At 64.1% G+C, this 13109-nt stretch carries 15 protein-coding genes; 7 read left to right on the top strand and 8 right to left on the bottom strand.

Features of this window, described 5'->3' with window-relative positions:
• The first annotated feature begins 92 nt into the window (after positions 1–92).
• Both QM588_RS14770 and QM588_RS14765 read left to right on the top strand, forming a co-directional pair.
• Positions 93–1343: an Hsp70 family protein gene (locus QM588_RS14770; RefSeq protein WP_283314346.1), complete on the top strand. Its 1251-nt coding sequence runs from the start codon at positions 93–95 to the stop codon at positions 1341–1343.
• Between the two features lie 47 nt (positions 1344–1390).
• On the top strand, positions 1391–2260 hold the full coding sequence (locus tag QM588_RS14765) for a 1,4-dihydroxy-2-naphthoate polyprenyltransferase (protein WP_032375571.1): 870 nt from the start codon (positions 1391–1393) through the stop codon (positions 2258–2260).
• Here QM588_RS14765 and QM588_RS14760 read toward each other — a convergent pair.
• From QM588_RS14760 to QM588_RS14745, 4 genes are all read right to left on the bottom strand, one after another.
• A complete protein-coding gene (locus tag QM588_RS14760; RefSeq protein WP_032365232.1) occupies positions 2257–2637 on the bottom strand; it encodes a phage holin family protein in 381 nt (126 codons plus the stop codon). The two genes, QM588_RS14765 and QM588_RS14760, sit on opposite strands and share 4 nt — an antisense overlap.
• Before the next feature lie 33 nt (positions 2638–2670).
• Positions 2671–3174 (bottom strand): Clp protease N-terminal domain-containing protein, encoded by a 504-nt coding sequence (locus tag QM588_RS14755; RefSeq protein WP_283314344.1) that lies wholly within the window; start codon positions 3172–3174, stop codon positions 2671–2673.
• 6 nt (positions 3175–3180) lie between these two features.
• A complete protein-coding gene (locus tag QM588_RS14750) occupies positions 3181–3396 on the bottom strand; it encodes a hypothetical protein (protein WP_032365231.1) in 216 nt (71 codons plus the stop codon).
• A gap of 82 nt (positions 3397–3478) precedes the next feature.
• Entirely contained in the window at positions 3479–3820 is a 342-nt protein-coding gene (locus tag QM588_RS14745; RefSeq protein ID WP_283314341.1) for a nitroreductase/quinone reductase family protein, read from the bottom strand.
• 1 nt (position 3821) lies between these two features.
• Between QM588_RS14745 and QM588_RS14740 the strand changes: the two genes are divergently transcribed.
• From QM588_RS14740 to QM588_RS14730, 3 genes are read left to right on the top strand one after another with little or no spacing between them, the layout of a single operon-like run.
• A complete protein-coding gene (locus QM588_RS14740) occupies positions 3822–5384 on the top strand; it encodes an HNH endonuclease signature motif containing protein (RefSeq protein ID WP_283314339.1) in 1563 nt (520 codons plus the stop codon).
• A gap of 25 nt (positions 5385–5409) precedes the next feature.
• Positions 5410–7869: an aminopeptidase N gene (gene pepN, locus QM588_RS14735; RefSeq protein WP_283314336.1), complete on the top strand. Its 2460-nt coding sequence runs from the start codon at positions 5410–5412 to the stop codon at positions 7867–7869.
• Positions 7870–7874: 5 nt separating this feature from the next.
• A complete protein-coding gene (locus tag QM588_RS14730; RefSeq protein WP_283314334.1) occupies positions 7875–8186 on the top strand; it encodes a hypothetical protein in 312 nt (103 codons plus the stop codon).
• Positions 8187–8192: 6 nt separating this feature from the next.
• Here QM588_RS14730 and QM588_RS14725 read toward each other — a convergent pair whose 3' ends face one another.
• Positions 8193–9275, bottom strand: a complete 1083-nt coding sequence (locus QM588_RS14725; protein WP_283314332.1) for a PLP-dependent cysteine synthase family protein — start codon at positions 9273–9275, stop codon at positions 8193–8195.
• The gene (locus tag QM588_RS14720; RefSeq protein WP_283314330.1) at positions 9272–9625 is read right to left on the bottom strand and encodes a DUF4229 domain-containing protein; all 354 of its coding nucleotides are present in this window, start codon (positions 9623–9625) and stop codon (positions 9272–9274) included. Before QM588_RS14720 ends, QM588_RS14725 begins: the two co-directional genes overlap by 4 nt.
• Before the next feature lie 199 nt (positions 9626–9824).
• Here QM588_RS14720 and QM588_RS14715 point away from each other — a divergent pair, with 199 nt between their 5' ends.
• Positions 9825–10040: a BldC family transcriptional regulator gene (locus tag QM588_RS14715; RefSeq protein WP_027498325.1), complete on the top strand. Its 216-nt coding sequence runs from the start codon at positions 9825–9827 to the stop codon at positions 10038–10040.
• 135 nt (positions 10041–10175) lie between these two features.
• Positions 10176–10373, top strand: coding sequence for a hypothetical protein (locus QM588_RS14710; RefSeq protein ID WP_283314327.1), 198 nt, complete (start codon positions 10176–10178; stop codon positions 10371–10373).
• A gap of 9 nt (positions 10374–10382) precedes the next feature.
• Here the strand turns inward: QM588_RS14710 and QM588_RS14705 are convergent, their stop codons facing one another.
• Together QM588_RS14705 and ccsB are read right to left on the bottom strand one after the other, a co-directional pair.
• A complete protein-coding gene (locus tag QM588_RS14705; RefSeq protein ID WP_442972937.1) occupies positions 10383–11672 on the bottom strand; it encodes a nucleotide-binding protein in 1290 nt (429 codons plus the stop codon).
• A gap of 453 nt (positions 11673–12125) precedes the next feature.
• Positions 12126–13109 carry a c-type cytochrome biogenesis protein CcsB gene (gene ccsB / locus QM588_RS14700; protein WP_283314324.1) on the bottom strand — a complete coding sequence of 328 codons (984 nt, stop codon included), beginning with the start codon at positions 13107–13109 and terminating at the stop codon, positions 12126–12128.

The following is a 13109-nucleotide window of genomic DNA, read 5'->3' as shown; positions in this document are numbered from 1 at the left end:
CCTCTACCTGACGTTCGGATTGTTTTGGACCGCTAATCAAACCTCGAGACGGTACAGTGTCCACGTCGCCGTACAGGAGAGGCCGGGTGGAGATGCGTTCGTCGGTAGGTGTGTCCCTGGGAACGTGCGGCATCCGCACGTCTCGGACGACCGAAGACGGCACGTGGACCGACGCCGCTCCCTTCGAAGACTGGCAGCTCTCCCCGTCCCCCGAGGACGTCGCGCGAGTCGTTCGCGGAATCGTCGACCGCCCGGATGCGCCGCAATCGCTGGGCATTGCATACCGGACCGCCGACGAACGTGATCGCATCACGGACGCTCTGGCCGAGGAATACGTCTCGGACGTACATCTGATCGACGAGACCGACGCTGCCCTCGAATACCTGCGTCCCGGCCTGGCCAGCCAACACCGCACCATCGCCCTGTTCGACGCAGGCGAGACCGGTGTCGACATACACATCGTCGACGTCGAATCCGGCCGCTCCTACGGCTCGACCCGTACGACAGCAATCAGCGGAGCCTCGTTCGACGCGGTGGTTCGGGAACACATACTGGGCCTCGGCATCGTGCGGGAGCCGCACACACACGACGAGGACACTGCTCTGACGGCATTCTGCCGTGGCATCAAAGAGGCACTGTCCACGCACGAGACCACCAGCACACCCGACGGCGAACACATTCTTCTCGAGCGCCACATCTTCGAGCTGTCGATCGCCCGGTCCACCGAACAGGCGGCCACCACGGTCCGCCAACTGGGGCTCGAAGCCGAGTTCTATCCCGACGCCGTCATCGCCATCGGCGGTACGAGCAACGTACCTCTGGTTCGCACGACACTCGAACGGTTTTTGCAGCTGCCGATCATCGTCCCCGAGCAACCGGAACTCGTCGTTGCAGGCGGGGCAGCCGTCCACGCTGCACGCGTCGACGTCGACCGGATCGTGCCGGTCGTCTCGCACCGACCGGCGCTGGCGCGGCTCGGCTTGATCGCGCTGCCGATCGTGGGCGTCATCGCCGTCGTCGGACTGTTCTCGGGCCTGAGTTCCGAGAACGAAGATCAACCGCTGAGCACCCCTGCCAGCGTGGGCGAGGGCATCCGGCAGACCACGACACCGTCGGCTGCACGGACCACCACTGCCACACCGTCACCGACCCCGGACGTCCCGGTCCCGCCGCCGACGTCCGCTGCATCGCCTCCGGCCGCCGACAGCGCGCCGTACGTGCACTATCAACCGCAATACAACCCGCCGCCACCGCCGCCCGCTCCGACGGTGCCGCTACCGCAGATCCCCGGTGTCCAGATGCCTGTCATTCCGCTCCCGGTACTGCCGCGTCTGCCGTTCTGACCGGCCGCGTCCGCACCCTCCCGGCAGATACGGAAAGATCGTCGCTCATGGCCACCACAGCACAATGGATCGAAGGGGCGCGACCCCGAACGCTCCCCAACGCTATTGCCCCCGTCCTCGTCGGCACCGGTGCAGCCGTGTCCCTGGACGCAGGCGTGTGGTGGAAGGCCCTACTGGCACTGATCGTCTCGTTGGCGCTGATCGTGGGCGTCAACTTCGCCAACGACTATTCCGACGGAATCCGCGGCACGGACGACGACCGAGTCGGTCCACTTCGACTCGTCGGCTCCAAGGCCGCCTCGGCAGGAGCCGTCAAACGGGCAGCCATCGGCTGCTTTGCGGTCGGTGCTGTCGCAGGTCTCGTCCTGGCCGCCACGAGCGCATGGTGGTTGGTGATCGTCGGCCTGATCTGCATAGCCGGTGCCTGGTACTACACCGGTGGCTCGAAGCCATATGGCTACAGCGGATTCGGCGAGATTGCCGTGTTCGTGTTCTTCGGACTCGTCGCCGTGCTCGGCACCCAGTACGTGCAGGCCGAGCAGATCGACTGGGCGGGCGTGCTTGCCGCGGTAGCCGTCGGATCCTTCTCCAGTGCGGTACTCGTCGCGAACAACCTTCGGGACATCCCTACCGATACCGAATCCGGAAAGCGAACGCTCGCAGTGCGATTGGGCGATACCCGCACACGCTACCTACACCTGGCACTGCTGGTCGTCCCGTTCGCCATGACGGTCGCGCTGATCGCCCGAACCCCATGGGCCCTGGTCGCTCTGCTCGCGCTACCCCTCGCTGCGCGCGCCAACTCGCCGGTTCGCGGCGGTGCTCACGGCTTCGAGTTGATTCCTGCGCTGCGTGATTCGGGATTGGCAATGCTCGTCTGGGGTGCCGCTACCGGTGTGGCGCTGGCGTTCGCCTAACGCTTCTCGGGCACGAATGCGCCCAGCAGAAAGTTCACGATCGAGATGATGATCGCGCCCCAGAACGCGGCCGCGAAACCGACGATCTCGAGGCCGTAACCGGTCTGCGACGACAGCCACCCCGTCAACATCAGCATCAACGCGTTGATGACGAGGGTGAACAGTCCGAGGGTGAGAATCAGCAGCGGCAGCGACAACAGCTTCACCATCGGCCTGATGAATGCGTTGACGATCGTCAACACGGCCGCGATACCGAGCAGAACTACGATGTCCCACCCGTCACCGCGGCCCGAGCTGGTCACGGTGATGCCGTCCACGAATTCCTTCGCAACCCAGATGGCGACGGCATTGATCACGAGCCGAATCAGAAAGTTCATGGCGCCCATCGTAGAGTTCGGGCCCGCTCGGAGCTATGTCGTGCGAACCAGCAGGACGGCGTCGCGCAGATCGTCCAGGCTTCCGCGATCAGTCACGAGCTCGGTGAACGATGGATCGGTACCTGCGATCACACCGAGAAGCATGTGCTCGACGCCGATCTCCCTGTCCCTCAATCGGACGGCCTCCTTCAACGCCAGCTTCAGCGCTTCCTTGGCCGACGGCGCGAACGGCAGGTGAGAATCGTTCGAATGGTCGACGTCGCCGAACCCCACCGCAGTCTCGACGGTGTCGATCACTTCGTGAAGGTCGATGCCGATGGACCGTAGGGCCCGGGCGTCCCTCGACAGCACGTCCTCGAGCGCGTTGTCGAGGGTGAACCCCGCCTCGGCCAGCGCCGACCCGAGCGGTTCGTCGGCCTTGTCGAGCGCACCGAGGAACAGATGGATGGGTTCGATCCGCTCCGAGTGCAACACCCGGGCGTGCAGCCGGGCACTGATGACGACCGCCCTGGCCTGTGTGGTGAATCGCTCGAACATGGTTCTCTACCTTCCCTTTCCGCCGTGCTTCTTGTGAACGGCCTGCCTGCTGACACCCAGCGAATCCGCTATCGCCTGCCACGCCCATCCCTGATTCCGCGCATTGCGAACCTGGACGGCTTCCAGACGTTCGAGTAGACGGCGAAGTGCGGCTACGGCACGCAACCCCTCCCCCGGATCGGAACTGGCGGCCGCGGCGGCCAATGCAGTGGCTTCTGTCATGCATGTCAATGTAGGTTGACAGAAAGGGTGTTGTCAACGTTTATTGACACGCAGGTCGGCCGGGGCGTTCAGGGGCGACCGATCAGTGGTCCACAGTGATGTCGACGGACACCCGCCCACGGTCGTCGCGGGTCGCCGTCGCGAGCCCGGAGTACCGGACACCGCCGAGGTCGACATCGACGCGACCGCCGCCGTCCAGGAAGTTCCGCCACCAATTCTTCTTGTCCGGCATGGCCACCCTGACCAACAGGTGCTCGCCTTTCCGGCTGACAGCGAGCGGTAGTGAGATCCTCTTGCCGGACTTACGGCCGGTGTAGGTCAAAATGCCCATCGAACGTCCGAGCACCCTGTCGAGCACCGGTGCCCTCATCACGACCATGAAGACCTTGTTGAACGCTGCCGCCGACTTCTGAAAAGTGTTCATCGTGTCCGCCTCCGAAATCGCCCCGCACGTGTCGGCGAGCGTAGCCGTGACGCAGGCCGAAAGGGACGTCACTGCGACGGCAGACCGGACTTCGTTGCCCGGGGCCCCTTCCATCGGCGCGAAGAGTGTGTCGGTGCCCTGTTTTACACTTGCAGCACGGATCGAATACGCGTTCGATCTTCGGTCGCTGGGGGGTGACGTGGGGCTACGCAAAGCGGCGTGGGTGACGGGGGACCATTCTCCGCTCGCCGACGTTCTGGGGGCGCGACGGACGGTCAACGCTGCAGTCGCGTCAGAACTCGCTTTCATGGACGTGTACGTCCGCAGTCGAACGGCCGGCGCGTCACCGTGGGACACCGGGGTCACCGAGAAAGACCTGTTCAACTCGGCAGTCTGCGAACTGGCGGCCGCACTGTCCTCCACGTTTGCCGCCATCAACAACAAGCTTCAGATGTGGCGTCAACTGAGCCCTCACGTGCGTCAGGGCTTCATCGACGGTGTGCTCGATCTGGAGCGAGTCAGAACGATCCACGATCATCTGCTTCATGCCCGGCCGGAGACGACCGTTGCTCTGGAGACCGAAATTCTCAAGGCCGCCCTGGAGATGGCACCGGGTGCTCTGGGCCGCGAAATCGATCGACTGCTCACCGAGGCCGACGCCGACTGGGACCGCGCGGTGCGCAAACGTGCCGCGCGCACCGAGAAGCGAATCCGCCTTCGTCGCCGGGCCCGAGGACTGTCGAGCCTGACCACACTGATGACCGACGGCGAAGCCGACGAACAGCTTTCGCGAATCGACGCCGAGGTCATACGCCTGCACCCGGAGGATCCTCGGTCGGACGACCAACGACGGGGCGACGCTCAGACTGCCTTGATGCGCGGGGAGACACTGCTGTGCGAGTGCGCGGCATGCCTGACGCCACGCGACAGCGACAGGGCCCCCGAGCACGATGATCCGGACACCGCGGACAACGAACCATCGGACACCAACTTCGCCGCAACCGATGGAACACTCAGCGGCAGTTCCACTTCCGCTGCGCCGGGGGACGAGCCGCCGACGAGCCAGTCACCGAACACGGCCCCACCGGACGCACCGCCGCCCAGGCTTCCCACGCCCGGCTCTGGGTTCACCAGAGCTACCCGATCGCGGCCGGGTGGAGGAACGCTGATCGAACGGTGGCGTGCCATCGTCGGGAACGACCCCATCGGGATCCACGCCTTGTACCCCGACGGCCACGGGGGCATGAAACTCCCACCGCCGGGCGCGCTGAGCTATGCACCCAGTCGAGTTCTTGCGGCGCAAGTTCGAGCCGAACAGCCCTTCTGCCTGCATCCTGGATGCAACGTGCCCTCGGAACGATGCGACCTCGACCACATCGTCGAATTCGACCGACATCATCCAGAGAAAGGTGGCTGGACGATCCTCACGAACATCGGTCCGCGCTGCCGGCTCCACCACAACTTGAAAACGCGCAAACTCTGGCGCACCGAACTACTCCCGGAAGGAGTCATGCATATCGTCGATCCACTCGGAAATCACTACTTCACCCCACCCGCCCTGTGAAAACCCATCACCTAGGGTTGGTTCGGTGAGCACCGCGAATCTGACCCGGACCGAAACTCGCAGGCGATCGCGCCACATAGACGGGGTGAAGTATCACGTCGATCTGGATCTCCTGCGCGCCGAGGACACGGCCGTCGACACTTTCGAGACGGTGACGACCATCGAATTCGACGCGACGACGGCCGCGACATGGGTCGATTTCATCGGTGCAGCCGTGGACGAGGTCACCGTCAACGGCGTCGACTCTCAGGTCGATTACGACGGCGCTCGCATTCAGCTGGTCGGACTCGCAGAGCACAACGTCGTTCGGATACGTGCACGTGGGCGGTACAGCAGGTCGGGTGAGGGACTCCACCGCTTCGTCGACCCTGTGGACGACAACGTCTATCTGTACACCCAGTACGAACCTGCCGATGCTCGACGGGTGTTCGCGAATTTCGAGCAACCCGACCTGAAGGCCTCGTTCACGCTGAGGGTCACAGCGCCCCCGGCATGGACGGTCCTGTCCAACCGCGCGGAAGTCACCGACGGCACAGTCACCACGTTCGCCCCGACTCTGCCCATATCGACATACATCACCGCGGTTGCAGCCGGGCCGTACCACGGCGTCGAATCGTCCTGGACTCGAGGCGATCTGACCATCCCGCTCGGCGCGTACTGCCGTGCGTCCCTCGCCGAGCATTTCGACGCCGAGGACATCTTCGACATCACCGAACGTGGCCTGGACTTCTTCCACGACAAGTTCGACTATCCGTACCCGTTCGGTAAGTACGACCAGATCTTCGTCCCCGAATACAACCTCGGTGCGATGGAGAACCCCGGGCTCGTCACGTTCACCGAATCGTACGTATTCCGTTCGGCGGCAACCGAAGCCCAGTACGAGGCTCGGGCGAACACGATCCTGCACGAGATGGCGCACATGTGGTTCGGCGATCTCGTCACGATGCAATGGTGGGACGATCTGTGGCTCAAGGAGTCGTTTGCCGACTACATGGGTGCGTACGCGTCGGCCGAAGCCACTCGGTTCACCGACGCCTGGGTCAGTTTCGCGAACCGCCGAAAGGCGTGGGCCTATCTGCAGGACCAGCTTCCGACCACTCACCCGATCGTCGCGGACATCACCGATCTCGAGGCAGCCAAGCTCAACTTCGACGGCATCACCTACGCCAAGGGTGCGAGCGTACTCAAGCAGTTGGGCGCGTTCGTCGGTGCCGACGCCTTTTTCGCCGCGTCCCGCAACTACTTTCGTACGCATGCTTTCGGTAATACGACCCTGACGGATCTGCTGAGCGAAATGTCCACCGCCAGCGGGCGAGACCTCGATACCTGGGCGGGCGCGTGGCTGCAGACCACCGGCGTGTCCACACTGACCTATACCGGCGACGCCGTCGAGCAGACGGATCCGCGTCCGCACCGCATCGCGGTCGGGCTCTACGATCCGGACGAGGATGGGAACCTCACGAGGACCCACCGCTACGAACTCGACATCACCGACTCGCGAACGCCCGTCGACTTTCCCGAGGCTGCACTGGTTCTACTCAACGACGACGATCTGACCTACGCCAAGATCCGATTCGACGAGCGCTCCACCGCTACCGTGCGCACCTCCCTCGATCGCATGGTCGATCCCCTGGCACGAGGGCTGGTGTGGTCGGCATTGTGGAACTCCACCCGGGACGCCGAGCTCTCTGCGTTCGAATACCTGGACATAGCAACCAGATTCGCGCCGACCGAACCCAAGATCGGGTTGCTCTCCGCGGTCACAGCCAACGTGGCGTACACACTCGAGTACTACCTCCCCGAAGACCGACGGGACGAGCCCACCCGGCATTGGTTGGAAGCGTCGTGGCGGCAGCTGCAGTCGAGCGAACCCGGAAGCGACGCGCAGTTGGTATGGGCGCGGGCGGTCGCATCGGCTGCGCAGCTCGACGACTTCCTGGCCGACGATCTACGCTCCCTGCTCGATGGCACCGAGACCATTGCTGGGCTCGGACTCGACCCCGATCAGCGCTGGGGATTCTGGCTGGCACTCGCCGCCACCGGACACGCAACTACCGCAGAGCTCGATGCCGAACTCGCTTCGGACGACACCCTTTCGGGGCGTACTGCCCACACCGCGGCGTCGACGGCGATCCCGGACGCCACAGTAAAAGCCAGGGCGTGGACGTCCATCACCGAGCGCGACGACGTGTCCAACGATGTTCTCGACGCCTTCATCACCGGGTTCGGGGCGGGTCACCGACCGGACCTCACGCAACCGTACGCGGACCGGTACTTCGAGTCCATCTCCTCGTTGTGGACCTCACGCAGCATCGAGATCGCACGGAGGATAGTTGTTCGCCTCTTTCCTCGGCAATCGTCGACCGACAGCGCAGACGCGTGGCTCGCCGATCACGAGTGGGCACCGGCTGCGTTGCGGCGCTTGGTGATCGAGCAAAGAGATCACCTGGCCCGGAGTTTGCGCGTGCAGGCTCGGCTAGGGTGACGACCATGTCCGACCATGATGCTCGACGTTCGTTCGCTACGTCCGCTCTCGCCGCAGGCGGCCTGCTCGGCGGCTTCGCTGTTGCTCGCCGGTCGCACAATCGCCAACTCGGCGGAGCAGTGCTCGCAGCAGTCGGCGTTGCCTGCACCGCGCAATGGCAGAAATCCTCGGGCTCGGCTCGTGCCGGCGCACTGCTCGGGACGTACCTCGTGGCGTTCGGTGCGTCGCACCCGCTCGCAAAGAAGATCGGTGCATGGCCGGCCGTCGGGACGGTCGCCGCTGTCACTGCCGTGACGTCGATGGTCGTGACCAGGTAGATCTGGTCAGAACACCCCGGTACGGATGAACTGCTCGAGAGCGGCGGTCGGTTCGTCGAGATTCATTCCCTGGCCGGCGACCCAGGTGTCGTCGAAGTAGGTTTGCGAGTAACGGTCACCGCCGTCGCACAACAACGTCACCACACTGCCGGTGTGTCCCGCGGCAATCATCTCGGAGATCAATCCGAAAGCACCCCAGATGTTGGTGCCGGTGGATCCTCCCACCCGTTTGCCGATCGCAGCCGAGGTGAATCTCGCGGCCGCCACGGACGCAGCGTCGGGCACCGCGATCATTCGATCGATCACTTGGCCGACGAAGGACGGTTCCACCCGCGGTCGCCCGATGCCTTCGATACGTGAGGACTTGCCGGTCTCGAAACCCGCGTCACCGGTCTCGTAGCCTCCGATGAATGCCGAGTTCTCGGGGTCCACGACGGCCAAACGCGTTGCATGCCTTCGGTATCGGATGTAGCGACCGATGGTGGCGCTCGTTCCGCCTGTTCCCGCGCCGACAACCACCCAATCGGGGATGGGACACTTCTCGAGCCGGAGCTGATCGTAGATGGACTCGGCGATGTTGTTGTTCCCTCGCCAATCGGTGGCCCGTTCGGCGTGGGTGAACTGGTCCATGTAGTGGCAGTCGGGTTCGGCTGCGAGCCGATGCGCCTCGGTGTACATCTCACCCGGGTGGTCGACGAAGTGGCAGCGCCCACCGTGCGATTCGATGAGGGCGATCTTGGCGGGACTTGTACTTCTGGGCATGACCGCGACGAATTTCAATCCCAGCAGGCCGGCGAAATATGCCTCACTGACCGCCGTGGAGCCGGACGACGCCTCGACGACCGTGGTTCTCTCGGTGACCCAGCCGTTGCAGATCGCGTACAGGAACAGCGATCGCGCCAGCCGGTGTTTGAGGCTGCCGGTGATGTGGGTGGATTCGTCCTTGAGGTACAGCGAGATTCCCCATGCAGCAGGCAGCGGATAGCTCAGCAGGTGAGTGTCGGCGCTGCGCTGAGAATCGGCTTCGATCAACCGGACTGCGTTGTCGACCCACTCACGCGATCCGGAGCGGTCCACCGATGCGGTCACTTGCGGCCGTCTTCACCGCGCAGCTTGGACTGCAGGTCCGCACGAGCGGTGCGTCGGTGTTCGTCGACTGCAGCAATGGATTCGTTGACGCGGATGCGCATCTGCTTGAACAAGAGCAAAGACAGCGGCAACGAGATGAGGACGCCGAAGATCGCGGCGACGAGGATCGGAACCTCGATGCCGAAGAGTAAACCGACCCCGATGATGATCGCGGCAATGACGATGACGAGCGCCAGACGCGCGAACGTGTACACGGCGAGATTGACGGCAAGGGACTTCTTCGCAGAACGGCCGGGCGTGGGGTTTCCCCTGGTCGGGTCGCTTCGGTCGGCATTCGTCGCATCGCTCACGAGTTCAAGGTTACCGGGCCGTGCGGGGCTCCCCACCCACCCCTGACGTGACCGATTTGTCCATTACCTCCCCTTTACCAACCTTGTATCAGTCGAGTACCTAGGGGTCCGAGTGCAACCATGGGGCTCACAACACCGCAGACCGATATCTCCGGTTCGACGCAAATGCACAGAACCGCACCGTAGGAGGACACGACAGATGAGCGCACCCACGTTCCACAAAGCTCAGGACTCACTTCTCACGCCGGGTCAGGTAGCAGCGCTTTTTCACGTCGACCCCAAGACTGTGACTCGCTGGGCGCATGCCGGACGTCTCGGATCGCTCCGCACCCCCGGCGGACACCGTCGGTTCCGCGAAACCGAGGTCATGCAGCTGCTGACTTCTCTGACGACCGAAGCCGGCGTACAGCACTGAAATAGGCCATTCGGCGCAGTTTGGGCAACGACCTCCGCACCCGTACGAACTCATCGAACATTCTCAGGAATCTTCGACGCTCGACGGGTGCGGAGGTCGTTGCATGACGGCTACCCTCGTAGTAGGAGGTGCGTCGTGATCTATCTATTGGCGTTGATCGGTTTGGTGGCAGTGATTGTGCTGCTGTGGAAGGCATTCGGACCCAGCACGCAACCTGAACCCCCGCGGACCGTCGGGCCGGATGACGATCCGGAATTTCTCTGGAGAATCAACCGGGATGCTCGTCGCGGAGGCAAGGACGGGACCGACGCCGGCACTGAAGTCGGCGAATGAAGTTTTCGGTCAGCTGCGGCGAGAAGTAGTGGGCAAGGCCGGAAAGCCTGCTGCCACCGCCGCAGCTACTTCGAGGAGTGCCTTTCGCGTGCGTCCACGAAGTCTGCCCAGTTCGATCTCAGCCCCCTCCTCCAGATGTGGGTCGAACGGAATCGTTCGCACCTGAGCGCACCGCTGCTCGAAATGTTCGACCACCTTCTGCAAGTCGACTTTTCCCGCCCTCGGTCGCACCGCGTTGACCACCGCCACCGACGTGGCGACCAGATCTCGGTAACCGTGAGCGTCGAGCCAATCCAACGTCGCCGACGCGCTCCGCGCCCCGTCCACCGACCCTGAGCTGACGACGACGAGAGTGTCCGCGCCCTCGAGAATGCTCTCCATCGCCGAATGCATCAATCCGGTGCCGCAGTCGGTGATGACGATGCTGTAGAACTTCTCGAGCAGCGTCACCGTTCGGTCGTAGTCCTCACCGCTGAATGCCTCGGATGCCGCCGGGTCCGAATCGGAGGCCAGCACCTCCAATCGATGGACGTTCTGCGAGGTGTAGGCCCGAACATCGCTGTAGCGCTCCAAAGAACTCATGTCTCGCAACAGGTTTCGTACCGTTGCCGTAGTTTCGGACGGCACCTTCTGCCCCAGCGTTCCGCGATCGGGGTTCGCGTCGATCGCGATCACGCGGTCACCGCGGATGTCCGCGAACGTCGAGCCCAACGTGGCCGTTGTCGTCGTCTTTCCGACCCCACCCTTCAACGACAGCACCGCGACGCGGTAGCACCCTGCCAACGGTCGATCCACCTGTGCGGTCAACTCGAGGCGTCGCTGTTGCGCCGGACTGTTCCCCACATCCATTCGGCCACCGGACATCAGATACAGCGCACGACGCCACCCGGCCACCGGAGCGACACTTGCAGACCTGATGAGCAACGAATCGCCGAGGTCGGCGGCGGACATCGGCTGCGAACGCGGTCGATGATCCGGCTGAACTACAGCAGCCACGGCAGGAAGCACAGCAGGAACGTGGCCGGGCAGCATCGGTTGCGGCCACGAACCGGGTTGCGGAGCCCACTGCGCATACCCCTGACCCTGCCCCTGCCCATATCCCTGCCCCTGCGTCGGCCAGCCGTTCTGGGCCTGCCACTGATTCTGGGCTGCCCACTCGTTGTTCGGCTGCCGATACTGCTGAGGCGCAACAGTGTTCTGGGGCAACATCACCCCGTTCTGCGGTAGGACAGGGTGCTGGCTTTGTTGCCCAGGCGGCTGTGGCTCGCCTGTGGGCCGAGTCGGCGGACCAGGGGGCATGGCCGTGCCGGACGAAACAGGTGACACAACCGGTGGACCCGACGCTTCGGGCATCGTCGGCATCTCGTCGGTCGGTGGCGTCACCTCGACGGGTGGAGTCGACATTGCCGCGACAACAGGAGTCGGGCTCGGAGCATCGGCGGGCGGCATGGCGATGGGGGTGGATCGGAACGGTTCACGCTCCCCCGAAACCCGAGACTCCCCCGAAACGCCCCCGCCTCCAGCAGATCCGGGAACCGGGGTCTCGTTCACCACCGACTCCGGGGTGTTCGGGGGTTCGTCGTCGTCCATCGGTCGGACGGGTTGCCAATTGTTTCCATGCCGATCGGCCATGACCGATTTCCCCCCAGTGTGCGTCCCGCATCGAGTGCCGGCTCGGATGTCTCCCCCATCGAGCCGGATCGGACGCTACCAGCTACGCGTCGGCAGCGGAGCGTGTGGAACGCGCAGAGGTCAGTTCAGTCCTGCGTAGCTGTGCAGACCCGAGACGACCATGTTGATGATGAAGAGGTTGAACAGCATGGCTGTGAATCCACCGACGTTGATCCAGGCAGCGCGGGTGTTTCGCCAGCCGGAGGTGGCGCGGGCGTGCAGGTAGGCGGCGTAGATGATCCACGTGATGAACGACATCGTTTCTTTGGGGTCCCAACCCCAGAAGCGTCCCCAGGCGGCCTCGGCCCAGATCGCGCCGAGGATGACTCCGGCTCCGAACAGAGGGAAGGCGACGATGGTTGTCTTGTAGGCGAGTCGGTCGAGGGCTTGGGCGTCGGGGAGCTTGGAGGCGAAGCGGCCCCAGAATGCCACGCTTTCCTCGCCGAGGGGCTGTTTGATGCGCAGCAGAAACAGCAGGCTCGCGACACCGGAGACCAGCAGAATGCCACTGCCGACGCTGACGATGGTGACGTGGATGGGCAGCCAGTAGGAGCGCAGCGCAGGGACGACGGGTGCGGCGTCGGCGTAGAGCTTCGTGGCGGCGAAGAACATCAGCACGATGATGGGCGCGAGGACGAACACCAGCATCGGGCGCATCGTCTTCTTGCGCAGCACCACCACGGAGGTCAGTGCTGCTGCAGCGGTTGCCATGGTGACGAACTCGTACATGTTGCCCAGCGGGAATCGGTGGGTGGCGAATCCGCGGAGCACGACCGAGGCGATGTGTAGGACGAGGGCCGGTGCGAGCAGCGCGAAGCCCATACCTGCGAGGCGTTCGGACAGCGGGCGCTTGGGTGCCTCGATGACGCGTCCCGGGCCGGAGGACGCAGCCTGCGGCGACGCGGTCACGGGGGCTCCGGCACCGACGAGCTCCTTGGCCTGGGCGGCCGTCGCCTTGGCGGAGGCGTACTGGGCGATGAGCAGGACGAATGCGAGCACGTAGATGGTGAAGGCTGATTCGAACGACCAGTCGCTGTACTGCGAGAGTGTCTCGTTGATCGGCAT

The organism is Rhodococcus sp. IEGM 1354, from assembly GCF_030056855.1.
Classification (GTDB): Bacteria; Actinomycetota; Actinomycetes; order Mycobacteriales; family Mycobacteriaceae; genus Rhodococcoides.
This window is presented reverse-complemented; position numbering and strand designations above follow the sequence as displayed.

What these genes read in the sequence shown, in the direction of transcription:
- QM588_RS14770 (WP_283314346.1), top strand. Translation starts at nt 93, where the DNA reads ATGCGTTCGTCGGTAGGTGTGTCCCTGGGAACGTGCGGCATCCGCACG.
- QM588_RS14765 (WP_032375571.1), top strand. Translation starts at nt 1,391, where the DNA reads ATGGCCACCACAGCACAATGGATCGAAGGGGCGCGACCCCGAACGCTC.
- QM588_RS14760 (WP_032365232.1), bottom strand. Translation starts at nt 2,637, where the DNA reads ATGAACTTTCTGATTCGGCTCGTGATCAATGCCGTCGCCATCTGGGTT.
- QM588_RS14755 (WP_283314344.1), bottom strand. Translation starts at nt 3,174, where the DNA reads ATGTTCGAGCGATTCACCACACAGGCCAGGGCGGTCGTCATCAGTGCC.
- QM588_RS14750 (WP_032365231.1), bottom strand. Translation starts at nt 3,396, where the DNA reads ATGACAGAAGCCACTGCATTGGCCGCCGCGGCCGCCAGTTCCGATCCG.
- QM588_RS14745 (WP_283314341.1), bottom strand. Translation starts at nt 3,820, where the DNA reads ATGAACACTTTTCAGAAGTCGGCGGCAGCGTTCAACAAGGTCTTCATG.
- QM588_RS14730 (WP_283314334.1), top strand. Translation starts at nt 7,875, where the DNA reads ATGTCCGACCATGATGCTCGACGTTCGTTCGCTACGTCCGCTCTCGCC.
- QM588_RS14715 (WP_027498325.1), top strand. Translation starts at nt 9,825, where the DNA reads ATGAGCGCACCCACGTTCCACAAAGCTCAGGACTCACTTCTCACGCCG.
- QM588_RS14705 (WP_442972937.1), bottom strand. Translation starts at nt 11,672, where the DNA reads ATGCCCCCTGGTCCGCCGACTCGGCCCACAGGCGAGCCACAGCCGCCT.
- ccsB (WP_283314324.1), bottom strand. Translation starts at nt 13,109, where the DNA reads ATGCCGATCAACGAGACACTCTCGCAGTACAGCGACTGGTCGTTCGAA.